Here is a 22,324-nt window from a genome sequence, read left to right on the forward strand (position 1 = left end):
CAGGTGCAGGATCGACCGCCATCGTGGTGGCCGGTCCCGCCGGGAGGAGGCCGGATCATGGCGACGAGGGAGGAAGCCCGACAGGCTCGGGAGGCGAAGCTCGACGAGCTGCACGCCCGTCTGACCGGTGCGGTCGAGCAGCTGGTCACGGGTGACGATTGGGCGGCGGCGCTCCGGTTCGCGGCCCGGTTCCGGTCGCGGTCGTTCAACAACACGCTGCTGATCTGGGTGCAGCACGCCGCTGCGTTCGCCGAGGGGCGGGTACCGGAGCCGTTCCCGTCATATGTCGCTGGCTACAAGCAGTGGCAGCAGCTCGGCCGTCAGGTCGAGAAGGGCCAGGGCGGGTATCAGATCCTTGCCCCGGTCACGGGCCGGTTCGCCTCATCGCAGCCGGCGGACCCGGAGTCGTGGCGGCGCCTGAACCGGGGCGAGAAACCGAAACCGGGCGAGGTCGTGCGCACCCGCATGGTCGGGGTCCGTCCCGCCTACGTGTGGGACGCCTCGCAGACCAGTGGTGATCCGATCCCGGAACCTCCCTCGCCGACCCTCTTGGAGGGCGAGGCTCCGGCGGGGTTGTGGGAGGGGTTGGCGTCGCAGGTGCGGGCGACGGGGTTCGAGCTGCTGGTGGTGCCGCATGAGGGCATGATCCACGGCGCGAACGGCATGACCGACTTCGACGCGAAGCAGGTCGCCGTGCGGGAGAACATGGACCCCGCCGCGCGGGTGAAGACCCTCGCGCACGAGCTCGCGCATGTGCTGATGCACGACCCGGATGCCGAGGATGCGCGGGCCCATCGTGGGATCGGTGAGGTCGAGGCCGAATCGGTCGCGCTGATGGTCGGTGCTGCGCACGGAATGGACACCAGCGAGTACACGATCCCGTACGTGTCGAGCTGGGCGACTCGCGTCGACGGGAAAGAACCGGTCGAGATCGTGCAGGCCACCGGCGAACGGGTCCGCAAGACCGCCGCCGGGATTCTCGACCAGCTCGACACGATCCAGGTGGGCGACGGCACTCCACCCGGCCTGCAGAAGAACCCACCGACGATGGACGCCGCCAAGGCGAAAGCACCGGCGCGGGTCTCTCCGTCGCCTCAGACCGAGCGTGACTCCGAGCGAGTGCCGGTCGGGCGGGGGTTGTGATGACCGGCCCGACGGCGTTCACGACCGTGCTCTTGCGGATGAACGAGACCTGGCCGCTTCCGGAGGCGGCGCGAGCGTTCGCAGCGGCGGGGGTGTCGGTGTTCCCATGCGCGCCAGGCGGGAAGCGTCCGCTAATCCGTGACGGACGCGGATTCCGTGACGCCACCACTGATCTCGCGCAGGTCGAGGCGTGGTGGTCGCGGGCGCCGGCGGCGAACATCGGCATCCCGACCGGTGCTGTCTCCGGGGTCGTGGTGGTCGATGTCGATGTGCACGGCCCCGTCAACGGGTACGAGCAGTTCGCTCGCGCCGACCGCGCCGGCCTCGTGGACGGCTGGGAGGTGCTGGCGAGGTCGCCGTCGGGCGGCATGCACGCCTACTACCCAGCCTCTGATGGTGGGGGGCAGCGGTCGTGGCAGGCGGCCCGGGCGGGGATCGACTTCCGCGGCGACGGCGGCTACATCATCGCCCCACCCTCCCGCCGCATCATCGACGGCCACCCCGTGCCGTATGTCGTGGAGACCTTCGCGACCGGCCGGGGTAGCCCGGTGGATGCCGTCGGGTTGCGGGAGTTTCTCGACCCGAGACCGGCACCTGTCGCACGTCCGGCACACACGAGAGCGGATCGGCCGTTGGAGGTGTCGCGGTTGGCGGCGTGGATGTCCCGGCGGCAGGAGGGCGAACGCAACCACGGCCTGTTCTGGGCGGCGTGCAAGCTCGCCGAGCACCAGGTCGCCCCGTCCGATGCGCTCGACGTGCTCACCGCAGCTGCCGGGCATGCCGGGTTGAGCGAACGCGAAGCGGTCACCACGATCCGCTCCGCCTATCGGACCGTTCACGGTGGTTCCCGAGGCAGCCCAACGTCGGCCGCATCCTCGCCGTCGCGGTTCACAGCGCCGGAGGCGGCGGCGTCGCGGGTTCGGGTGCGGGGGTTGTGATGGTCGGCCAGGCGCGGTGGGGGTGGGCGGTCGTCTCGGCGGCGACCGGCACGATCGGGATCGCGGCCGGCGCGTTCTGGCTGTCCTTCATCGCGTTGGCCGATCTCGCTGCCCGCTCCGGGATCACGGCCGAGCAGGCGTGGGTGTGGCCGCTGCTTGTCGATGGGCTGATCGTCGTCGCCACGGTCGCGGTCGTCGCTCTCGACCGGCACCGGGCGGCGTGGTATCCGTGGGCGCTGCTGATCGCCGGCGCCTTGGTGTCGGTGACGGCGAACGCCGCGCACGCTCTGGTCGCCGCGGATGCGACCGTGCCCGGCATCCTCGCGGGCATTGTCGCCGCGGTGCCGCCGCTGGTGCTGCTTGCCTCCACCCACCTCACCGTCGTCTTGATCCGCTCCACAGCCCCTGCACCCGCGACCTCGATGCGCTGGGAGATCGCGGCAGAGCTTCCGGAGTCATCGGCCTTCCACGCAGCAGCGACATCACCGCCAGGCCTGTCGAGCGCTACCGACCTGACCACTGACGAGACCCCGAGTCCGGAGGTCCCGGATGCAGCCGTCCCATCGAGGGATGCCGCGGCTGTGCGGACGGTTCACATCGACCTGCCGAACGTGCCGGACCCGCTCGAGAAGCCGGACAGCTCTGGGTCGTCACTTCCTCGGCTGGGGCGGCGAGAGCGTGCTCTGGCGTTGCGAGATGCCGGGTGGTCGAACAAGAAGATCGCCGCCGACATCGGTGTGCACGCCTCCACGGTCGGGCGCTGGTTCGCACGCCTGCCCGACACCACGACGACACCGCCACCGGAGGGTGACCCTCTCCCAGCGGCGGTCTCCTCTACGTCTGCGGCCAACCCGGCCGGAGCGCTCACGGAAGGAACACCATCATGAACACCGACCACAGCCACCACCAGAACCCCGTGCCGGACGGTCACGCCGAAGCGGCGGCCGCAGAGGTACCGGACGCACGCACGAATGCGGGCGAGCGTGTGGTGCCGGAAGCAGTCCAGGCCGCCGACATCCACCGCACCGATGACGCCGAAGCGCTGGCCGAGGGCGGCATGGCGGCGCGAGCTCGGGGTGTGGATTGGGTGCGCCCGTCCGATCTGCTGGCACGCGGGACGGGACGGGTGGCCCGGTCCGCGATCGACTTCCAGGCACACCTGGCCGAGCAAGCCCGTAGCGGCCTCCGTGCTGGGGCGTCGCGGTTGGGTGAGCGGGCGCGGCGGCTGCCGCCGGTGACGGCGTTCGGGCGCGGCCCGGCCGGGCGGTCGGGGGCCGAGCGCGATGCGGTCGGGATGAGCTGATGGCGGTGCATGAGCATGTCCACCATCACGGCCCCGATGTCGTGGGACGAGGTGCGCACCTGCTGTGCAGGAGGTGCCCTCACCATGACATCCACCCAGAACACCAACGATCCGCACCCGCACTCGATGGCACCGGCACAGCCAACTGAGCCGACGTCCGAGACCCGGACTGCGGAGGATTTCACAACCAGCGCCGGGCTGCGCGCCCTGCTGAACCGGCTCCACGCCGCCGGCCCCGGCGCGTGGTCGGCCGATCCGATCGCGCAGGAGCTGATGCGGTACGCCGCCGACAAGTACGCCGCCCTGGCCCGCAAGCATCATCTGGACCCGTGGGAGGCGGCATCGGCCGCGTTCGATGTGATGCGCACCCCGTCCGCGCGGCGGGCGAGCGATCCGTGGGCGGTGGTGACGCGGGCAGTGCAGATCACCTGCATCGCCGAAGACCGCGCCCAGGGCCTGCTCTGCTCAGTGCACCAAGCCCGGCGCCCGCACGTGTCGGTCTTCCACGACGCCGAACGATTCTCCGACCGGGAGAACCCGCTCACCGACTACCACCCAGCGTTCCAGATCCCCGCCACCGAACCCGACCTCGACCACACCGGTGCGGTCGAGGTGCCGGCCGCGTCGACGTCGGCGACCACCGCGGTCGATGAGACGGTTCGGCTGTTCGTTCTCCTCGGCTGGGCCGAGCCGGTGGCGCGGCAGAGCATCGAGCACGTCTGCGGCGTGCTGGCCCGGACGGGGGCGCGGCATACAACGTTCGAGAACCTGCGCCGCGACACGTACGCCCGCCACCTCTTCGACCTGCCGAAAACGTCCTGGTCGGGCCTGCTGAAAGTGCTGCTCGGCAACCCGCACCCCGCCGCCACGGGCACGAGCGCGGGCCGGGGCGTGCTGCTGCGGCTGCTGATCGGCGAAACCCTGGAGCTGCTGCTGCGCGACGACGACCTCGTGCTCACCATCGCCCTGGCCGCCCCATCCCGGATGCGGGAATGAGCAGTGTGGTGAGTGGTCATGAGCGTGGAGATGGAACGCACCGTCGACTCGATCCAGGTCGGCGCCCGGCACCGCACCGAGATCGGCGACCTCGACGACCTGGTGACCTCGATCCGCGAACGCGGCCTGCTCCAGCCGATCACCGTCACCCCGACCGGGGTGCTGGTCTGCGGGGCGCGCCGCCTCGCCGCGATCAAACAGCTCGGCTGGCGGACAGTCAACGTGTGGGTGCGGCCCGGGATCTCGACCCAGTTGGAGCATGTGCTGGCCGAGCACGACGACCACACCCTCGCCAAGCCCCTCACCCAGCTCGAAGCCGCCACCCTCTACCGCGAGTTGAAGACCCTGCTGGCCGAGGACGCGAAGCAGCGTGAGACAGCGACCCGATTCAGCACCGAGAATCAGCCGGGAACTGACGGGGGTGCAAATTTTGCACCCCCGTCAGCGGGCCCGGTCGGCAAGTCGCGACAGCAGGCTGCCGGCATGATCCCGGGCGGTGCTTCGCACACGACCTTGGAGAAGATCAGCTACCTCCAACAGCACGCCACCGACGAGACCCTGCCCGACACGGTGCGCAAGCAACTCGGCACTGAGTTGGCCGCGATCGAGGAGGGCGGGCCCGTGCAGCCGGCTTACGAGCGCGCCCGCGCCTTGATCGAGCAGCACCACGCCGACCGCGACGCACACCTGGACGATCTCGCCCGGGCGGCGCTGGCCCGGGCGCAGCAGGCCAAGTCGAAGAACAAGAAGAAGACCCCAACCCTGCCGAGCACACCTCTTGAGGGGGTGTGGCCGACGCGACGATTCGTGCTCATCTGGGACGAGCTCGACTCCTGGTGGACCCACTACGACGCCGACACCCTCGCCGCAGAGCTCACCCCGGAACAGGTCACCGCATTCCTCGCCGTCGTCGATGGCAGCGTCGCGTTCGCCGACCGGCTCCGTGCCGCCCTCGAAACCCCCGACACCGACACCACCGACGCCGACGCCGCCACTGACGGGGCAGCCGATGACGGGGCCGGGGTGCGGCACCTGCGCGCCCTCTGACCACCGCCGCGCTTCTGCTCGGGGTGCTGGGCGCACCTGGCGGGTATGAAGACTTCACGTGCTCCCTCGCCGCGCCGCCGCCTGATCGTCGTCATCGCCGCCGGCGTCGTGTTCCTGCTGCTGGCCGGGGTCGGCACCTATGGCCTGATCACCGGCCCCCACACCGCCCCGACTCCGAATCCCGGCGAGCCCGGAGCCGCCGCGACCGCACCACCGGATGGCGGCACGCCACCGGCCCGGATTCCGCCGGTGCCGCACAGCAGCGATCCGGAGGAGTTCGCGCGCGGGTTCGCCGAAGCCCTGTTCGCCTGGGACACCAGCTCGGGGTTTATGCCGCTGGACTACACGACCGTGCTCCTGGATGCCGGCGACCCGACCGGGACAGAACAAGCTGGCCTCGCCGCGGACATCGCCCTGTATCTGCCGACCCGAGACGCGTGGACCCGGCTGCGGGAGTACGGCACGACCCAGCACCTCACGATCGACACCGCGACCGTCCCCGACGCCTGGGATGACGCCGTCGCGCAGGCGCGACCGGGGCAGCTCGCCCCCGGTACGACCGCGTACACGATCGACGGCACCCGGCACCGCGACGGCATCTGGAACAACGAACCCGTCACCAGTGACCACGAGGTCGCGTTCACGATCTTCCTCCGCTGCCCACCCGAGCCCACACCCAGCCCGAGCCCGAGCGGAAAGCCGGGCACGACTGCGGGTGATGAGCGACCGGCCGGGTGTCAGGTGCTGCGGCTGTCGCAGCTGGACAACCCCCTGCGGTAACCGGCCGGTGCTCTGATGATGAAGAAACTCGCGGTGGTGGCGATCCTGCTCCTGCTGCTCGGTCCCACGATCGGCCTCGTCGCGGTGGGGCTGCTGATGAATCCTGCCGCCACGACCTCCTGCACGGTCGACGGTGGGGTCACGGTCGGGGATGTGCCCGACTCGTTGACGGTGACCACCCGTGACGGGGAGACGTTCACGCTGAACAAGCAGCAGCTCACCCATGCCGCGACGATCATCGAGATCGGCTCCGGGATCGACGGGGTGAACCGGGACGGCCTGCACATCGCGCTCATGGCCGCACTGACCGAGTCCACGCTGCAGCAGCTCGCGAACACCGGCGCCTACCCCCAATCCGGCGACTACCCAAACGATGGCGATGGCAGCGATCACGACAGTCTGGGTCTGTTCCAGATGCGGCCGCAGTCCGGGTGGGGCACCGTCGAAGAGCTCATGGACCCGGAATTCCAGGTGCGGGCGTTCTTCGGCGGCCCGGACGGCCCGAACTACCCGTCCCCGCGGGGACTGCTCGACATCCCCGGCTGGGAACAGCTCGGCCACGGCGAGGCCGCGCAGGCTGTCGAAGTGTCCGACTATCCCGACCGGTACGACAACTATGCCCCCGTCGCGACCACCATCCTCGACACCCTCAGCAGCGGCAGCGGTGCCGTTCCGGTGCTCAACGCATCGGCGCCGACAGGGTCGTCGCGGGTGGTGTTCCCGCTGCCGGAGGGCACCTGGGTGAAGACGAGCGATTTCGGGCCGCGGGTGCACCCGATCACCGGCGACCCCGAAGGGTTCCACACCGGCCTCGATCTCGCCGCCCCGGACGGCACCCCGATCCTCGCCGCCGCGGACGGCACCGTCACCGTCGCCGAGTTCTCCGGCGGCTACGGCGGACTCATCGTCATCGAACACCACCTCGACGGGCAGACCGTCGCGACCGCGTACGGGCACATGTGGGAGCACGGCATCCACGTGCAGCCCGGCGACACCGTGACCGCCGGGCAGCACATCGGCGACGTCGGCTCCTCGGGCATGTCCACCGGCGCGCATCTGCACTTCGAGGTCCGCCCCGGCGGCACCACCAACGAAGCCATCGACCCGGCGAAGTGGCTCAACGACCACGCCGCCGCCGACCTCCCCGAAGCCGACACCGGCCCGCCCGAGGACTGCACCACCGTCGCGCCCGGTAGCGCGCCGGACCCGTTCGACGACAGCAACCCGGACCAGCTCGTGGACGACCCCACCAGCGACGGGCAGATCACCGCCCGCGCCCTCCACCTCTACCAGCAGGCCACCGCCGCGTTCCCCGACACCGGCTGGGCCTGCTACTCACCCCGCCCCGGATCGACATCGGAGCACCCGTTGGGGCGGGCCTGCGACATCACCTTCGGCAACCCGATCGGGCAGCGCCCGACCCCCGCACAGCTGGCCGCGGGGCAGCAGACCGTGGACTGGATGCAGGAACACGCCCAGCTCCTCGGCGTCGAGTACCTGATCTGGCAAGGCGAAATCTGGTCCCTCGCCCGCAACGACGAAGGCTGGCGCCCCTACAACGGCGGCGGCATGCACGACCCCGGTGATGTGACCGGAGGACACTACGACCACCTCCACGTCACCGTGAAAACGGGGGCCGCCTGATGGACGTGTTCCCCGACTTCGGCAGCCTCGGCGGCATCGGCGACCTGAAACAGGTCATCGGCGCGGCACTGATGATCGTGCTCATCATCGCCGTGCTGATGATGATCGTCTCCGCGATCATCTGGGCCATCGCCACCTCCACCGGCAACTACTCCGCCGCCGGGAAAGGCCGCGCCGGCGTCCTCATCGCTCTCGGCGCCGCGATCCTCGCTGGCGCGGGCGTCGCGTGGGTGAACTGGCTCATCAGCCTCGGCGGCCAGCTCTAGGCAGGTTCTGACTCCGGCTCGGAGTCGTCGCCACGGTCGATGGTGCACTGATCGAGGATGCGTGCCAGGTAGCTGTAGGCGGCGAGGCGTTCCATCGCCTCTTGCTCGCTCAGTTCGGCCCGCGTGTGGGTGGTCACGTTGCGGACCGTGAGGTTCAAGCCGGTCGCGAGCCCGTTGAGTGCTTTCGCCAGAGGCTCCAGTCCGCCACGCATGCTTCGAACCGTTTTGTCGCCGTCCTCACCGGGCCAGCGAAGCTTCGGCTTCTCCGGTTCCGCCTGTCCCGGTGAGAGCGTCTGCTGCCAGAAGACACTGTCGTCGACGTTGTTGCGGCCCAGTTTCTGCTTCCAGTGGATCGTCAACCCTTCTGAGGCTTCACGCACGGCGACGCGGTACTGATGCGTCGTCCAATGCGCCGCGGCGCCGGCCCAGACGACCTGATGGAACTGTGCGGGAGCGAACTTCGGCAGGTCGGAGTCGGCGGCGGCGGCCGAGTCGATGATCATCGCGTCGAGGCGGCCTTTGACGTTCGCCGTGGTCATGCGGACATCGCGCGGTGCGAGCGGTGCTTTCGGTGCCGACATGAACGACCAGTTCGAGATCGGGTCAATCATTCCGAGCCCGGCGACAGCGATGTAGGCCCCGGTGACGGCAACGGCCCGCGCAGCCAGGCCAGCGGCCTCGGCGACATCGAGTTCAAGGCGACGAACAGCATCGGCGTCCTGTCCTTCCTTGGCCCACACCGTCGGAAAGAGCCCGCGGGACTCCAGGTGGCTCGACTCGACCTGAGTCGCCATCCACGCCTCGAACGCGGCCTCGAACCGCTCCACCGCGTCCCGGAGCCGTGAGAGGTAGTCCTCGCTGTACTCGTTGCTCAACCCGTCTCCTTACCGCCTAGATCCCGACGACCTCAGCGTATCGGCGGCCACGGACATCCCACGGGCATCGGTGTGCACCTGGCCGGCAGAACCATCCTTCCGCCCGCGTTTTGAGGAGTTTTGCTGTGATCGACATCGACCCCAATGGCACCGGTCTTCCCGGTATCGAACAGCTGCGCACGATCGTGGGCGCGGTGATGACCGTCGGCCTGATCCTGGCCGTGCTCGCCCTGATCGTCTCGGCGATCGTGTGGGCGTACGGCTCGAACTCCTCCAACCCGCACCTGTCCGGCCGCGGGAAGCTCGGCGTGCTGATCTCCTGCGGTGCCGCGGTGATCTGCGGTGCCGCGGTGACGCTGGTGAACTTCTTCTGGAACGTCGGCCAGGCCGTCTAACCACCGTCTATCTTCTCGTGCCTTCGGAAGGGAGGTGGTCGTGATGGGCGTGTGCGACATCCCCGTCATCTCAACGGTCTGCGACACCGCCGGTGAAGCTGCCGCCAGCCTGATCTCGGCGCCGTTCGACTGGCTCGCCCAAGCCCTCGGCGGGGCGGCCGGCTGGCTGATCGAGACCATGTGGACCGTGTTCGATACGACCACCCTGGTCGATCTCACCGGCGACGGCTACGTGTCGGTCTACAACCTCGTGTTCGGCATCGCGGTGTTCGTCACGCTGCTGTTCTTCTGCTTCCAGCTCATCCTCGGCCTCATCCGCCGCGACCCCGGAGCCCTCACCCGAGCCGCCCTCGGCACCGGCAAAGCGATCCTCGGCAGCTTCGTGGTGATCACGTTGACGACACTCGCGCTCGAGATCGTCGACCAGCTGTGCATCGGGATCGTCCAGGCCTCGGGCGAGACCACCGAGACGATGGGCGACAAGATCGCCCTGCTTGCCGCCGGCCTGGCCGGGATCAACATCAGCGCCCCCGGCGTCGGCGCGGTCATCTCGATCTTCCTGGCCGGGCTGATGATCGCCGCGGTCGCGATCGTCTGGTTCTCCCTGTTGATCCGCAAGGCGCTGATCCTGATCGTGGTGATCCTCGCGCCGCTGGCGTTCTCCGGGTCCGCGTGGGACATCTCCCGGTCATGGGTCGGGAAGTGGGCGGCGTTCCTGCTCGCGCTGATCGTGTCCAAGCTCGTGCTGGTGCTGGTGTTCCTCATCGCGATCACACAGATGGCGACCCCGATCGAGGCCGACCTGCAGGCGGTGACCGAGCCGATCACAGGGATCGTGATGCTCGCGATCGCCGCGTTCGCCCCCTACATGGTGTACCGGCTGATCTCGTTCCTCGGGTTCGACATCTACAACCAGATGGGCACCGAGCAAGACGCCAAACAGGCCATGAACCGGCCCGTCCCAATGCCCAACAAGCCGCAGGGCGGGCAGCCGAAGAAGGTCCTGGACGGCGACGGCGGGGACGGACCTTCCGGCGGCGGGAGCGGCGGTGCCGGTGGCGGGCCGCCTCCACCACCGCCCGGCGGAGGCGCTGCCCCTGCCGCAGGTGCGGGAGCCGGCGCGGGTGCGGGTGGTGCTGCCGCGGCGGGCCCGGCAGCGGCGGTGGTGCTGGGGGCGGAGGTCGTGAAGGAAGCCGCGACCGCGGGCCCCGAAGCCGGGGCCGAGATCGGCGGGCAGGCCGAAGCCGCCGCCGACGGCGCGAACCAGAACACACCCACCAGCGACGGAACCGGGCAGGCCCCGCCGCCGGCGACGCCGGCACCGTCCGCGCCGAACCCGCCGCCATCCGGCGGGCCGGTCAACGAGACCCCCGACTACGGGAAGGAGTGAGCCGACGTGAGCAGCGAAACCAGCAGGAGCGTCGGCGAGGTGGTGCCGGTGAAATTTTCCCGGCTCTCCCGCCGCGGCATCATCCTCGGCCTGTCCACCACCCAACTGATCACCCTCGGCATCGGCGTCCTCACTCTGGTCGGCGCGTTCTACGCCGGCGGCGGGATGCTCCTCGCCTACACCGCCCCCGTCTGGGCGCTCTCCGCCGCGCTCACCTGGATTCCCGTTGCGGGCCGTCCGGTCGTGGAATGGGTCCCGGTCGTGGCGTGGTGGGGGTGGCGGGCCACCGGCGGGCAACTGCTGTACCGGCGGCGGATCGTCGCCCCACGCCCCGCCGGCACCCTCGCCCTGCCCGGCGACATGGCCCGCCTGCGCGAGTACACCGACCCCGAGACCGGGGCCGGCATGATCCACGACCCCCACCACGCCACCCTCACCGTCGTGTGTGAGGTGTCGCATCCGGCGTTCGTGCTCCTCGACCCCGGCGGGCAGGAACGCCGCGTCACCTCCTGGGGGCGGGTGCTGGCGACGGTGTGCCGGTCTGGCCGGATCGCGACCCTCCAAGTCCTCGAACGCACCCTCCCGGACTCCGGCACCGGTCTCGCGGAATGGTGGGCCGAACACGGCACCGCCGACGACTCGTGGGCTGCCACCACCTACGCCGAGCTCATCGGCCGGGCCGGCCCGGCAGGGGAACGCCACGCCACCACCATCAGCCTGTCGCTGGACATGAAGGCCGCGGTCCGGCAGATCCGCACCGCCGGCGGCCACCTGCGCGGCGCCTCCGCCGTGCTCCGGCAAGAGATGAGCACGCTCACCGCAGCCCTCCGCGCGGCCGATTTGGCCCCGTCGGGGTGGCTCACCCCGGGAAAGATCGCCGTCATTCTTCGGTCGGCGTACGACCCGGCGATCGCGCCCACCCTGGAACGGCACGGCGAACTCGGCCAGTCACTCGCGACCGCGGGACCGGTTGCAGTCACTGAGACCTGGTCCGGGCTGCGCACCGACACCGGGCATCACGCGGTGCTGTGGATCAGCGAATGGCCCCGCTCGATGGTGTATCCCGGGTTCCTCGCCCCGGTCCTGCTCTCCACCGGCATCCAGCGGGCGTTCTCGCTGCTGTACACGCCGTTGCGGACCGATCAGGCGGTGCGCGACATCCGCAAGAAGAAAGTCGAGCACATCTCGGATGCGGCGCAGCGGCGCAAGATCGGGCAGATCGAGGACGCCTCCCAGACCGCCGAATACACCGACGTGCTGCAGCAGGAAGCCGACCTCACTTCCGGCCACGGCCTCCTGCGCGTCACCGGCCTCATCTCCATCTCCGCGCCCACGGTCGAGGAGTTGGATGCGGCGGTGTCGCAGATCGAGCAGGCCGCGATCCAAGCCTCCTGCGAGACCCGCCGCCTCGTCGGCCAGCAAGCCGCCGCCTTCACCGCGGCCGCGCTGCCGCTGTGCCGGAAGCTCTGAGCCGGACGGTTACGGCACGACGTGGACGAGGACGGCCTGGGCGGGGTCGAGGCCTGCTCCGGCTGCGAGGGTCGGGAGCTCGGCACCGTCGAGGCCGGCGAGTTCGAGTGCGGCTTGGCCGGCAAGGTGCGCGGACTGCACGGACTGGCCGTTGGCGATGGAGGCATAGAACTGGGCGGCGAACACGATCGCGTCGCCGTCGGCGATGGTGTCGGACATGCCGATCGCGAACGGGACCCCGCCGTCGACCAGGTTGTCGATCTGCGCGGCCGAGTTGCAGGCGTTGAGGAGCACCAGCACGGGCGGGTCATCGGTCGCGGCGATCGCGCGTGCGAACGTTGCCGCCATCACGATCTGCCCGTCTTTGTGTGGGGCGTCGATGTCGCGTTCGAACACGATCAGGTCTTCGTTGCTATGTCCGGAGAAGTGCACGATGTGCGGGCGGAACTTCGTGATCCCGTCCAGTAGATCAGCGGTGGTCGCGGCGGGCCGTACGTCGAGGTCGATGAGATCGCGGTGCAGGGCGGACTCCACGGCGGTGCGAATACGTTTCTGCTCCCGCCCGATCCGCAGCTCACCGTCGGTGGAGGACCCGAGCAGCAGCACGCGCAGCTTCTCCGGCTTCGGCGCCCGTACCGTGCGGACGACATCATTCATGGTGGCCTCGTTCCTGGTCAGTCGCGTGTTCAACGCGGCACGATCAGCTGCAGCACGGCGGTCGGCCTGTTGCTGATCCCGACGCCGCTTGCGTTCCGCTGCGGCCTCCTCCGACCGTTCCGCTTGCGAGAGGCGGGTCTGAAGGGTGCGTTCTTCCTTGGCGTATCCGCTGGCCTTGGTCTGCCACCGGTTCGCTTCCTTACCCGCGGTCGCCGCCTCGTTGTCCCGGCGGTTCGCCTCGCTGGTCTTGGACTTCACCGTGGTCGGGCTCTTCGACTTTGCCGCCGCCTGCCGAGCCTTGTCCGCATCGGCGCGGTTGTTCGACTCCTTGATCCGGTACTCGCCGGCCTTCTTCTCCGCGTCCGTCCGCTGCTTGCGCTTCTGCTCAAGCTGCCGGCGCACCTGATCTGCACTCAACTCTGACCGTCCTTCAACTGCTCGCTCTCTGTGATCACCATAAGAGTGACCACCGACATGCGAGGCTGAGCGCACCTCCTGGGCACACCGCAACCAGGAGGAGCATCATGCCCACGTTCTACTATCCCGCCGCTGACGCCGCAGAGGCGTCCGAAGCGTTGCGGGGGCTCGCGCACGCGACCCGCAGCTTCGAGCATCCCGAAGACTTGTACCCGGTGATCGGGGACCTCATCTCCGGGGTCCGGTCGCTGCAGCAGGTGCTCGACCAGCTCGCGAACGCGCATATCACCCATCACACCCGCGCATCCGATGACAACGGCAACGTGCTCCTCGGGGCGTCGACCGCGCTCGACACCGCTGACAAGCTCCATGAAGCCGCTACCGCGCTGGAGGTGGTGCAGGACCGGATCAACGCCGCCTCCGCGCTTGCCGGCCGGATCGCCTGGCCTGTCCCGAGCGTTGACGGAGCGCAGGTGGATACCGGCCGGCGCTGGATTTCGGTGGTGTTCCTCCAAGGCGAGGACGCCGACCAGGTGCTCGATCTCATCGACCGTGACGGTATCGACGCCGCACTCACACACTTGCAGGGGTGGGACTACGGTGAGGAGACCACCGGGGCGGCGCTCGAGAACGGGCACGTCTACGACCTCGACGAACTTCCGACCGGCCCGCTGGATCGAGAAGCCTCCAGCGACGGGTACCGGATGGTCTACAACCCGCAGATGGGGCACGTCGCTCTGTACCGGCAGCACACCATCCCCGCTGAGGACCGGTTCGACACCAGCCCGGTGCCGGCATCGGCCGCAGCCAGCGGCATCGGCCCACTCGACAACGATGCCTCCACCAGCAGTGCGGGTGTGCCGGCGCGGTGGGTGGAGGTCACGCGGGCGACCGGTGCGGCGGCGGATCGGGTGTTCGGCATCCTGACTACGCTCGGGCATGTCGATGCGATCGACCACCTCGCCCAGTGGGACCACGGCGATGACGGGCCGATACTCGATGCGCTTCCGACCGCCCCCGGCGTCCAGATGCTCGAATCCGGGAAGTACGCGCTCGCCATCGACACCGCCCGCCGCGAGTTCGCCCTGTACCGTCACGACGCCCCTGCCCGGCCGTCACGGGGTGCAGGACGCAACGGCCCGGAGCTGCTGGTGTCCAACTCATCACCCGGCACGGCGACGCCGTCTCGGGATCGGAAGGAATCCGGCCGGTCGGGTGGGGCATCGTGGTTCGCCCATCCCGGTGTCGAGGCGGTCAAGCGGGAGCGGGGGCTGGGACGGTGACCCGGACCGAGCGGGAGACCCTGCACACCTCCGTCCTCGTCGCCCCCGCCGCGGAACGCCGGCGCCTGCGCAAGCAGCGCCGCCGGACCGCCGCGAAGCTGCAGGCCAACCGCCGCCAACGCGAGATGGCTGCAGCGAAAGCGAAAGCCGAAGCTGAGCGTGCCGAACGGCGTGCGCAGCAGTACCTCCCGGCGGCAGGTGAAGTAGGGCCGGCGGCGCTGCGGTCGCCGGGCCGGTTCCGGGTGCCGCGGCATCAGGACACCTCCGCCACGCTCGGGGCGCAGTACCCGTTCCTCGCCGAGGGCGGCCTCGGCGCCCACGGCGCGTTCGTCGGGCAAGACCTCTACTCCGGCGGCTCGTTCGTGTACGACCCGTGGGTGCTGTACCAGCGGGGCATGATCACCGCCCCGAACCTCGTCATCGCCGGCATCGTCGGCTCCGGCAAATCCTCCCTCATCAAGAGTCTCTATACGAGGTCGTTGCCGTTCGGACGCCGCGTCTACGTCCCCGGCGACCCGAAAGGCGAACACACCGCGGTCGCCGAAGCCGTCGGCGGGCGAGCGATCGTCCTCGGCCACGGGCTGCGCACCCGCCTGAACCCGCTCGATGAGGGCTACCGGCCCTCCGGGCTGTCGGATGCCGAGTGGGCCTCCATGGTCGCCTCCCGACGGCGCGACCTCATCGGCGCCCTCACCGAAACCGTGCTGACCCGGCCGATGAGCCCGTTGGAGCACACCGCGATCGACACCGCCCTGTCGGCGACGGTACGAGAGAACACCGTGCCGATCCTGCCAATGATCGTCGACCACCTCCTCAACCCCTCAGACGATCCCGACGGCCGATTGGCAGAGGATGGGCGGATGGTCGGGCACGCGTTGCGCCGCCTCGTCGGCGGTGACCTGTCCGGCCTGTTCGACGGGCCCTCGACCGAGCAGTTCGACCCGACCCTGCCGATGGTGTCGCTCGACCTGTCCCGGGTGACCGAGAACTCCACGCTGATCTCGGTGCTGATGACCTGCTCCAGCGCGTGGATGGAAGCAGCGCTCCTGGACCCGGCGGGCGGGCAGCGGTGGTGCATCTACGACGAGGCCTGGCGACTCATGTCCCAACCGGCACTGCTGAAGCGGATGGATGCGCACTGGCGGCTCGCCCGCGCCTACGGCATCAGTAACGCCCTCATCTTCCACAAACTCTCCGACATGGAAAACGTCGGCGATGAGGGCTCCGCCATGCGCGCGCTGGCGAACTCGCTGCTCGCGAACGCGGAGACCAGGATCATCCTGCGGCAGGAATCCGACCAGCTCGGCACCACCGCCAAATCCCTCGGCCTCACCAGCACCGAACGGTCCCTGCTCCCGACGCTTGGGACGGGGCAGGCGCTGTGGCGGATCAAGGAACGCGCGTTCGTCGTCCAGCACCAGCTGCACCCTGCTGAGCTGGAACTGTTCGACACCACCGCCCGCATGGGCTGAGCCGCTCGGTGGGGTGTGGGCGCACCTGCGGGGTATGAACAAGCACAGCGTCCCCGAATCCGATTCGTCTCCCGTCGATCTGCCGCTGGTCGTGCTCACCGTCTCCTTGGACGGGACGATGACCGCGACCATCGACGGCGTCGAGTACGAGCCCGGGCCGGGTGAGGGTGAGGCGGCGTGGACGCGGGCGTCGTTCCCGCAGATCATCGACCACGCCAGCTGCGACCGGACCCGGGCGATCCGGGTCGAGGTGCACGAGGTCGACGGGAGCACCTTCACCGAGGTTCTCGCCGCCCGACCTCGCCGCCCCGCACCTCAGCCGGAAGTGTCAGAGCCGGTGGTGGAGTCGCGGGCAGCCCGGCGCAGACGGGCCGAGCCGGTGCTGGTGGAGATCACCGGGGACGGGTTCGTGCCCGGTGAGGACATCTCCTGCGCGCTGATCCTCACTCGCACCGACGCCGCCCCGGACGGCACCGCCCGCGCCCTGCTCGACACCAACCAGCTCACCGCCGGCGCGGACGGCACGGTACTGCTGGTCGGGCATGTCTCCGGCCGGGTCGTCACGAGGAGCCTGGCGTGAGCAGTCCGCAGGGCCGGCAGGCCGGCAGCTTCGGCGACGAGCTGACCAACACCCTGATGATCGGCCTGGTCGCCCTGTTCGGCCTCGCCCTCATCCTCCGCGCCGCCGGCTCGGTCACCGCGTTCCTCACCGGCACGACCCAACCCACCTCCGGACCGGGCGCCGGGGTCGCTGTCCTGTTCCGTCCCGGCGACCCTGCCGGAGCGCTCGATGCGCCGGGACTGAACCCGGTCGTCTACTGGATCGTCACCGCCCTGCTCCTTGGCGTGCTGGGTGCCGGAGTCGGGTGGGTGTGGATGCGGCTGCGCCGGCACACCCGCGCCGTGGAGCTCGACCCGAGGAACGCGGCCGGCGTCGCAACTCGTCACGACGTGCACACCACCGCCTCCGAAACCGCGCTGCTCCGCCGAGCCGGCAGCCTACGGCCGTCCCTAGAACATCCAGCCGCAGCGGATGTCGGGTACCGGCTCGGAACCTCGGAAGGCCGGTCGGTGTGGGCGTCGGTCGAAGACTCGCTGCTGCTGATCGGCCCACCCCGCTCCGGGAAAGGCCTGCACGTCGTGATCCCCGCGATCCTCGACGCCCCCGGCGCCGTCGTCACCACCTCCACCCGACCGGACAACCTCACCGCCACCCTCCGCGCGAGGGAGAAGATCGGCCCGGTCGCCGTGTTCGACCCCCAGCATCTCGCCGAAGGCGTCCCGGCGGGGATGCGCTGGTCGCCCGTGCGCGGGTGTGAGGACCCGTTGACGGCGATGATCCGCGCCACCGGCCTCGCCTCCGCGACCGGTTTGTCCGCGGGCGGGGTCGAATCCGGCGGATTCTGGGAAGGCAAAACGAGAGTCGCAGTCCAAGCACTGCTCCATGCGGCCGCGCTTGACCACCGGACACCCGCCGAGCTGTTCCGGTGGACCCTCGACCCGACCGCCGCCCACGAGGCCGTCGCGATCCTCACCAGCAACCCCAACGCCGCGACCGGGTGGGCGGACTCGTTGGAATCGATGCTCGACGCCGACCCCCGTACCCGCGACTCCATCTGGCAAGGCGTCAGCCTCGCACTCAACGCGCTCGCTGATCCGCGGGTGCTCGACGCCGTGTCCCCGTCCGAGGGTGAGGGGTTCGATCCGGAGTCGTTCATCCGGAACCGCGGCACGCTCTACCTCCTGGCGACTGGTGCCGGGGCCGGCGCATCCGCCGCGCTCGTTGCCGCGCTCGTCGAAGACCTCGTCGAGACGGCCCGGCGACTCGCGGCCCGGTCGCCTGGCGCGCGGCTGGACCCGCCGCTGCTGCTCGCGCTGGATGAGATCGGGAACCTCGCCCCGCTCCCGTCGCTGCCGACGTTGATGGCCGAAGGCGGCGGCACCGGGATCACGACCATGCCGGTGCTGCAGTCCCTCGCCCAAGCCCGCGACAAGTGGTCGGAGAACCAGGCCGGCGCGATCTGGGACGCCTCGATCGTGAAGATCATCCTCGGCGGAGCCTCGAACTCGAAGGACTTGCAGGATCTGTCCACGCTGATCGGGGAACGTGACGACCTCACCGACACCGTGACTCTCGGCGACCACGGCTCCCGCTCCAGCCAGCGCTCCGTCCGCCGGATCGCGATCTTCCCACCCGACCGCATCCGCCGCCTCCCCTTCGGCACCGCCATCGTCCTGCTGCGCGCCGCACCACCGATCGTCACCGACCTCCAAACCTGGCCATCCCGCACAGACGCCGCCCAGCTCACCAGCGACCGGACCGAGATCGAACGCCTCCTGGAACGCCCCGCACCGGGCAGGGAGTAGTGCCCGGCTGCTGGGTGTCGTCGTGCACCTGCCTGCCACAGCGGCCGCACGTCTGAAGCGGCCCCGGCACCAAGGGAGCAGGAACCATGAGCACGCAGCCACAGCACCAGACAGCGGACCAGGGGGCGCCGGCACCGGAGATGGAGAAGGCGTTCTACGGGTTCGTCGCCTCCGACCCGAAGCTGACCTATCACGACGGGAAGCCGCGCCTGTACTTCAAGGCCGGGCAGGAGCACTACCGGTACGGACCCGATGGGTCACGGACCAAGCTGCCGACGACGTTCCATGATGTCGTCGCGTTCAAGGGCGCCGCGATCCACGGCAGTCAGAAGCTCGCGAAGCTGGACTGGTTCATGGGGCTGGGCCACGACAAGCCGAACACCAACCCGGCCACGGGAGTCGAAGAGGTCGAGTTCATCGCGAACCGGTTCGGTCACGACATCGCCCGGATGAACTACGAGATAGACACGCCCCGCCGTATATCGCAGCTCGCCAACCAGGCCGAGCAGAACCGCTCAGCCGGGTTCAATGGTCCCGCCGTCGAGCAGCCGAGCCGCGACCGTGCCGCCCGGACGCTGTGAGGGCTGGTGAACGACATGGCATCCCACGACGATGACTGGCCGAGCCCGGATGCGGACGGGTTCGACCCCGCCGGGCGGGGAGATGATGTGCCTGAGCAGTTGCGGCCGGTGAACTGGAACCTGCTACTCGCGCACGACCTGGAACAGGAATGGCTCGCCCTGAACCGGTGGGTCGAATGGCTGCGCCACACCTACGCCCTCCCGGCATCGGTGATCCCGCCGTACTGGCACCGCCACCCCGAGCTGCAATGGGAGCTGTCCGCGCTGCATCTGCACTGGCTCGCCGCCTACGACCCAGACCAGGATGCCTCCGCCCCGCACGGCTGGCACCGCGACTTCGCCGCGACCCGAGACCGTCTGCGGGACTGGGTCGCCACCGCCGGCACCCGCCTCGACCGCGACCGGCCCAGCAGGCAGACCGCATGGCCCGGCGAACCTCCGGCACCATCGGTCGATGAGACGCCGATCATCGACCGGCGCGCCGACTTCGTCGCGTTCGTGATCGAGCAAGTCGCCCGCCGGCAAGCGGCCGAAGACGCCTTCTACGCCCAGCTCGACGAGCACCACCCCGACCGCGAGCAGTGACCGGTAGTGATGATCATGGTGCGCAACTATCAACGCAAGACCCAACGCCCGGCAGCCGACCGTAACCTGCGGGTCGTGTTCACCGACCGGGACCGCATCGACGCTGAGAAGGTCGCCGAAGTCCTCATCCGCGTCGCCCTGCGCCACGCCGACACGAGCACCCCGGCCGGCCGCGCCGGCACTTCCCTCCGGCACCTGCTGAACGCCGACCGGTAGAATCAACTTGTACGCCCATCACGGGCGCTACCGGTTCGACCCCACCCGTCGCCCGAACCCTTCGCGGTTCGGCAGGCCTTCCCACCCGTTCTTGTGACAGCCCTACGGCGCCCGCACACTCATCCCGATCCTCTCGGGGTGAGTGAGAGCCCGAAAGGCAGTCACGATCATGACGCTCCTCAACCTCCCTACCGGCCTGGACATGCAGGCCCTGCGTTCTCTCGCCGGGCAGCTCGCCCAGACGACCGACGTGCCGCTGACCGACGGCAAGGTCCCCGCGATCTCCTACCTGCGGGTCTCCACCAAGGACCAGGCCACCCGCAACGGGCTCGAAGAAGGCCTGTCCATCCCCGCGCAGCGCGAGGCCGCAGCGCGGAAGGCCGATCAGCTCGGCGCGGTCATCGTCAAGGAGTTCATCGAACCAGGCGAGTCCGCGAAGACCGCGCAGCGCAAAGCGCTGCAGAAGATGCTGGACTACCTCGCGCACAACCCGGTCCGGTACTGCATCATCAACAAGGTCGACCGGATCGCACGCAACCGGCTCGATGACGCGATCATCCACGCCACGCTCCGCCAAGCCGGTGTCACGCTCGTGTCCGTCACCGAGAACATCGACGAGTCCCCCTCCGGGATGCTCATGCACGGCATCATGGCCTCGATCGCGGAGTTCTACTCCCTGAACCTCGCCCAGGAAGTCACCAAGGGCCTCGTGCAGAAAGCGACGATCGGCGGCACCCCGCACAAGGCACCCATCGGATACCTCAACGTGCGCACGACCGACGGGCTCGGGCACGAGGTCCGCACCATCGAGACCGACCCCGACCGAGCCGACCTGATCCGCTACGCGTTCACCGGGTATGCGACCGGCAACTACTCCCTCGCGACGCTGGCGACAGAGCTGGAAACCCGAGGCCTCGCCACCCGGCCCACGCCGACGTTCCCCGCCCGGCCGGTCACGACGAAACTGCTGCACAAGATCCTCACCAACCCGTACTACCAGGGCATCGTCACCTTCCGAGACGTCACCTACCCCGGCACACATGAGCCGCTCGTGACCCCGGAGACGTTCGAGCAGGTGCAGGCAATCCTGCGACAGAACCACCTGGTCGGCGACAAGCCGCAGAAGTACGACCACTACCTCAAAGGCACGATCTACTGCGCCTGCGGGAAACGGCTCATGTTCGAACGCCCCCGCAACCACCAGGGCGTCACCTACGACTACTTCACCTGCACCGGACGCCGGCTCAAGAAGAACGATTGCCGCCGCACCTCGCTCCTGGCCTGCCACGTCGAAGACCGGATCGAAGCCGCCTACCAGCGCATCAGCATCACCGACGACGACGCAGCCCGGATCAAAGACGTCCTGTGGCAGGTGTTCGACGCCCTTGCCGCATCGTCCAGCGACGAACGCGCCAGCCTCACCACCCAGAAGACCAAGCTCGAAGCCGAACAGGTCAAGCTCCTGCAAGCTCACTACGCCGACGCGATCACCATCGACCTGCTCAAGACCGAGCAAGACCGCATCCGCGCCAGCCTGCACGCCATCACCACCCGGCTCGACGAACTGGCGACAACCTACGACAAAGCCAAGGTCGGACTCGACACGATCCTGTCCATCCTCACCGACCTCGGAGACCTCTACGCCAAGGCCGAACCAGCCGAACGACGGATGCTCAACCAGGCCCTGTTCGACCGCATCACCCTCGAAGACGACGACACCGCGACCATCACACCCAAGCAGGCCATCGCCACGATCCTCGCCAGCGATCCCAGCCCCCACAACGAACAAACCCTGCCCCGCGATCACGCGGGGCAGGGTTCGAACGTTTCCGATTACGTGGAGCTAAGGGGACTCGAACCCCTGACCCCCTGCATGCCATGCAGGTGCGCTACCAGCTGCGCCATAGCCCCGTGCTTCCGGCGAAACTTTACCACGCTTCCATCACTGCCCGTTCACCCGGATTCTTCCTCCGGGCCACCGTGCGGCGGCGTCTGCGTTTCCGGTTTCCCCGTCAACTACTCGACCATCCTAGACAGGATGCGAGGGCACGCGCAAATCAGTGGGAGGCGGCTCAGCCGACCCGCGTGGCGGTGTTGTCGCCGGCGCCCGGAGTGGCACCGGCGGGTGCCTCCGGCAGCTGCACGTCGATGGCGGGGCTGTCCCCCCAGAGGCGCTCGAGCGCGTAGAACGCCCGGTCCTCGTCGTGGAGCACGTGGATCACGGCGTCGCCGAAGTCGAGCAGCACCCAGCGGCCCTCGCCCTTGCCCTCGCGGCGCAGGGGGCGGCGGTCGAAGCGCTCGATCAGCGCCTCCTCCACGGCGTCCACCACGGCGGAGACCTGGCGCTCGTTGGGTGCGGACGCGACCATGAAGACGTCCGTGATGGCCAGGCTCTCGGACACGTCGAAGGCCACGATGTTCTCGGCCTTCTTCTGGTCCGCGGCCGCGGCGGCGGCGCGCACGAGGGCGGTGGATTCGGTGGTGGCAGTCACAGGAGTG

The 22,324-nt window shown here is 69.3% G+C and carries 21 protein-coding genes, 1 tRNA gene and 1 pseudogene; 19 read left to right on the forward strand and 4 right to left on the reverse strand.

The window, feature by feature from the left end; translation table 11 throughout:
• Positions 1 to 57 precede the first annotated feature (57 nt).
• From HMPREF2833_RS10910 to HMPREF2833_RS10950, 9 genes are all read left to right on the forward strand, one after another.
• A complete protein-coding gene (locus HMPREF2833_RS10910; RefSeq protein WP_070638167.1) occupies positions 58 to 1,143 on the forward strand; it encodes an ArdC-like ssDNA-binding domain-containing protein in 1,086 nt (361 codons plus the stop codon).
• A gap of 38 nt (positions 1,144 to 1,181) precedes the next feature.
• Positions 1,182 to 2,081 carry a bifunctional DNA primase/polymerase gene (locus tag HMPREF2833_RS10915; RefSeq protein WP_246829133.1) on the forward strand — a complete coding sequence of 300 codons (900 nt, stop codon included), beginning with the start codon at positions 1,182 to 1,184 and terminating at the stop codon, positions 2,079 to 2,081.
• On the forward strand, positions 2,081 to 2,968 hold the full coding sequence (locus HMPREF2833_RS10920) for a DUF2637 domain-containing protein (protein ID WP_070638596.1): 888 nt from the start codon (positions 2,081 to 2,083) through the stop codon (positions 2,966 to 2,968). Before HMPREF2833_RS10915 ends, HMPREF2833_RS10920 begins: the two co-directional genes overlap by 1 nt.
• Positions 2,965 to 3,384 carry a hypothetical protein gene (locus tag HMPREF2833_RS10925; RefSeq protein ID WP_070638173.1) on the forward strand — a complete coding sequence of 140 codons (420 nt, stop codon included), beginning with the start codon at positions 2,965 to 2,967 and terminating at the stop codon, positions 3,382 to 3,384. The genes HMPREF2833_RS10920 and HMPREF2833_RS10925 overlap by 4 nt, the downstream gene beginning before the upstream one ends.
• Before the next feature lie 126 nt (positions 3,385 to 3,510).
• A complete protein-coding gene (locus HMPREF2833_RS10930; protein ID WP_070638599.1) occupies positions 3,511 to 4,380 on the forward strand; it encodes a hypothetical protein in 870 nt (289 codons plus the stop codon).
• Positions 4,381 to 4,398: 18 nt separating this feature from the next.
• Positions 4,399 to 5,427 carry a ParB N-terminal domain-containing protein gene (locus HMPREF2833_RS10935; RefSeq protein ID WP_070638602.1) on the forward strand — a complete coding sequence of 343 codons (1,029 nt, stop codon included), beginning with the start codon at positions 4,399 to 4,401 and terminating at the stop codon, positions 5,425 to 5,427.
• Between the two features lie 45 nt (positions 5,428 to 5,472).
• Positions 5,473 to 6,207 carry a flagellar basal body-associated FliL family protein gene (locus HMPREF2833_RS10940; protein ID WP_070638176.1) on the forward strand — a complete coding sequence of 245 codons (735 nt, stop codon included), beginning with the start codon at positions 5,473 to 5,475 and terminating at the stop codon, positions 6,205 to 6,207.
• A gap of 15 nt (positions 6,208 to 6,222) precedes the next feature.
• Positions 6,223 to 7,851 (forward strand): M23 family metallopeptidase, encoded by a 1,629-nt coding sequence (locus tag HMPREF2833_RS10945; RefSeq protein ID WP_070638178.1) that lies wholly within the window; start codon positions 6,223 to 6,225, stop codon positions 7,849 to 7,851.
• Positions 7,851 to 8,117 carry a DUF6112 family protein gene (locus HMPREF2833_RS10950; RefSeq protein ID WP_070638181.1) on the forward strand — a complete coding sequence of 89 codons (267 nt, stop codon included), beginning with the start codon at positions 7,851 to 7,853 and terminating at the stop codon, positions 8,115 to 8,117. The genes HMPREF2833_RS10945 and HMPREF2833_RS10950 overlap by 1 nt, the downstream gene beginning before the upstream one ends.
• On the opposite strand, the gene HMPREF2833_RS10955 is transcribed toward HMPREF2833_RS10950, so the two are convergent.
• The gene (locus HMPREF2833_RS10955) at positions 8,114 to 8,992 is read right to left on the reverse strand and encodes a TIGR02391 family protein (RefSeq protein WP_070638183.1); all 879 of its coding nucleotides are present in this window, start codon (positions 8,990 to 8,992) and stop codon (positions 8,114 to 8,116) included. The genes HMPREF2833_RS10950 and HMPREF2833_RS10955 overlap by 4 nt on opposite strands.
• 125 nt (positions 8,993 to 9,117) lie before the next feature.
• On the opposite strand from HMPREF2833_RS10955, the gene HMPREF2833_RS10960 reads away from it, so the two are divergent.
• From HMPREF2833_RS10960 to HMPREF2833_RS10970, 3 genes are read left to right on the forward strand one after another with little or no spacing between them, the layout of a single operon-like run.
• Positions 9,118 to 9,387: a DUF6112 family protein gene (locus HMPREF2833_RS10960; protein ID WP_070638186.1), complete on the forward strand. Its 270-nt coding sequence runs from the start codon at positions 9,118 to 9,120 to the stop codon at positions 9,385 to 9,387.
• Between the two features lie 43 nt (positions 9,388 to 9,430).
• On the forward strand, positions 9,431 to 10,777 hold the full coding sequence (locus tag HMPREF2833_RS10965) for a conjugal transfer protein TrbL (RefSeq protein ID WP_070638189.1): 1,347 nt from the start codon (positions 9,431 to 9,433) through the stop codon (positions 10,775 to 10,777).
• 6 nt (positions 10,778 to 10,783) lie between these two features.
• The gene (locus HMPREF2833_RS10970) at positions 10,784 to 12,247 is read left to right on the forward strand and encodes a PrgI family protein (protein ID WP_070638191.1); all 1,464 of its coding nucleotides are present in this window, start codon (positions 10,784 to 10,786) and stop codon (positions 12,245 to 12,247) included.
• A gap of 9 nt (positions 12,248 to 12,256) precedes the next feature.
• Here the strand turns inward: HMPREF2833_RS10970 and HMPREF2833_RS10975 are convergent, their stop codons facing one another.
• Complete coding sequence (locus HMPREF2833_RS10975; RefSeq protein ID WP_070638194.1) at positions 12,257 to 13,321, reverse strand: CHAT domain-containing protein; 1,065 nt, start codon at positions 13,319 to 13,321, stop codon at positions 12,257 to 12,259.
• 107 nt (positions 13,322 to 13,428) lie between these two features.
• Between HMPREF2833_RS10975 and HMPREF2833_RS10980 the strand changes: the two genes are divergently transcribed.
• The 7 genes and pseudogenes from HMPREF2833_RS10980 to HMPREF2833_RS12880 form a co-directional block, all read left to right on the forward strand.
• Positions 13,429 to 14,604, forward strand: a complete 1,176-nt coding sequence (locus HMPREF2833_RS10980) for a hypothetical protein (RefSeq protein WP_070638197.1) — start codon at positions 13,429 to 13,431, stop codon at positions 14,602 to 14,604.
• Positions 14,601 to 16,076: an ATP-binding protein gene (locus tag HMPREF2833_RS10985; protein WP_070638200.1), complete on the forward strand. Its 1,476-nt coding sequence runs from the start codon at positions 14,601 to 14,603 to the stop codon at positions 16,074 to 16,076. The genes HMPREF2833_RS10980 and HMPREF2833_RS10985 overlap by 4 nt, the downstream gene beginning before the upstream one ends.
• A 34-nt stretch (positions 16,077 to 16,110) precedes the next feature.
• Positions 16,111 to 16,656, forward strand: coding sequence for a hypothetical protein (locus HMPREF2833_RS10990; RefSeq protein ID WP_070638203.1), 546 nt, complete (start codon positions 16,111 to 16,113; stop codon positions 16,654 to 16,656).
• Positions 16,653 to 18,443, forward strand: coding sequence for a type IV secretory system conjugative DNA transfer family protein (locus tag HMPREF2833_RS10995; RefSeq protein ID WP_070638205.1), 1,791 nt, complete (start codon positions 16,653 to 16,655; stop codon positions 18,441 to 18,443). The genes HMPREF2833_RS10990 and HMPREF2833_RS10995 overlap by 4 nt, the downstream gene beginning before the upstream one ends.
• 86 nt (positions 18,444 to 18,529) lie before the next feature.
• Positions 18,530 to 19,024 carry a single stranded DNA-binding domain-containing protein gene (locus HMPREF2833_RS11000; protein ID WP_070638208.1) on the forward strand — a complete coding sequence of 165 codons (495 nt, stop codon included), beginning with the start codon at positions 18,530 to 18,532 and terminating at the stop codon, positions 19,022 to 19,024.
• Positions 19,025 to 19,039: 15 nt separating this feature from the next.
• Positions 19,040 to 19,609 (forward strand): hypothetical protein, encoded by a 570-nt coding sequence (locus HMPREF2833_RS11005; protein WP_070638210.1) that lies wholly within the window; start codon positions 19,040 to 19,042, stop codon positions 19,607 to 19,609.
• Between the two features lie 418 nt (positions 19,610 to 20,027).
• Positions 20,028 to 20,864, forward strand: a pseudogene (locus HMPREF2833_RS12880) (recombinase family protein); the annotation flags it as partial.
• A 799-nt stretch (positions 20,865 to 21,663) separates the two neighbouring features.
• Here HMPREF2833_RS12880 and HMPREF2833_RS11015 read toward each other — a convergent pair.
• Both HMPREF2833_RS11015 and rsfS read right to left on the reverse strand, forming a co-directional pair.
• Positions 21,664 to 21,736 (reverse strand) — tRNA-Ala (locus HMPREF2833_RS11015).
• Positions 21,737 to 21,897: 161 nt separating this feature from the next.
• Positions 21,898 to 22,317, reverse strand: coding sequence for a ribosome silencing factor (gene rsfS / locus HMPREF2833_RS11020; protein ID WP_070638213.1), 420 nt, complete (start codon positions 22,315 to 22,317; stop codon positions 21,898 to 21,900).
• Between the last annotated feature and the right edge of the window lie 7 nt (positions 22,318 to 22,324).

It is taken from the genome of Kocuria sp. HMSC066H03, from assembly GCF_001812045.1.
GTDB lineage: Bacteria > Actinomycetota > Actinomycetes > Actinomycetales > Micrococcaceae > Kocuria > Kocuria rhizophila.

Bases quoted from the DNA above. Each gene is read 5' to 3' on its own strand.
- HMPREF2833_RS10910 (WP_070638167.1), top strand. From the start codon at position 58: ATGGCGACGAGGGAGGAAGCCCGACAGGCTCGGGAGGCGAAGCTCGAC.
- HMPREF2833_RS10915 (WP_246829133.1), top strand. From the start codon at position 1,182: ATGAACGAGACCTGGCCGCTTCCGGAGGCGGCGCGAGCGTTCGCAGCG.
- HMPREF2833_RS10920 (WP_070638596.1), top strand. From the start codon at position 2,081: ATGGTCGGCCAGGCGCGGTGGGGGTGGGCGGTCGTCTCGGCGGCGACC.
- HMPREF2833_RS10925 (WP_070638173.1), top strand. From the start codon at position 2,965: ATGAACACCGACCACAGCCACCACCAGAACCCCGTGCCGGACGGTCAC.
- HMPREF2833_RS10930 (WP_070638599.1), top strand. From the start codon at position 3,511: ATGGCACCGGCACAGCCAACTGAGCCGACGTCCGAGACCCGGACTGCG.
- HMPREF2833_RS10935 (WP_070638602.1), top strand. From the start codon at position 4,399: ATGAGCGTGGAGATGGAACGCACCGTCGACTCGATCCAGGTCGGCGCC.
- HMPREF2833_RS10940 (WP_070638176.1), top strand. From the start codon at position 5,473: ATGAAGACTTCACGTGCTCCCTCGCCGCGCCGCCGCCTGATCGTCGTC.
- HMPREF2833_RS10945 (WP_070638178.1), top strand. From the start codon at position 6,223: ATGATGAAGAAACTCGCGGTGGTGGCGATCCTGCTCCTGCTGCTCGGT.
- HMPREF2833_RS10950 (WP_070638181.1), top strand. From the start codon at position 7,851: ATGGACGTGTTCCCCGACTTCGGCAGCCTCGGCGGCATCGGCGACCTG.
- HMPREF2833_RS10965 (WP_070638189.1), top strand. From the start codon at position 9,431: ATGGGCGTGTGCGACATCCCCGTCATCTCAACGGTCTGCGACACCGCC.
- HMPREF2833_RS10980 (WP_070638197.1), top strand. From the start codon at position 13,429: ATGCCCACGTTCTACTATCCCGCCGCTGACGCCGCAGAGGCGTCCGAA.
- HMPREF2833_RS10990 (WP_070638203.1), top strand. From the start codon at position 16,111: ATGAACAAGCACAGCGTCCCCGAATCCGATTCGTCTCCCGTCGATCTG.
- HMPREF2833_RS11000 (WP_070638208.1), top strand. From the start codon at position 18,530: ATGAGCACGCAGCCACAGCACCAGACAGCGGACCAGGGGGCGCCGGCA.
- HMPREF2833_RS11005 (WP_070638210.1), top strand. From the start codon at position 19,040: ATGGCATCCCACGACGATGACTGGCCGAGCCCGGATGCGGACGGGTTC.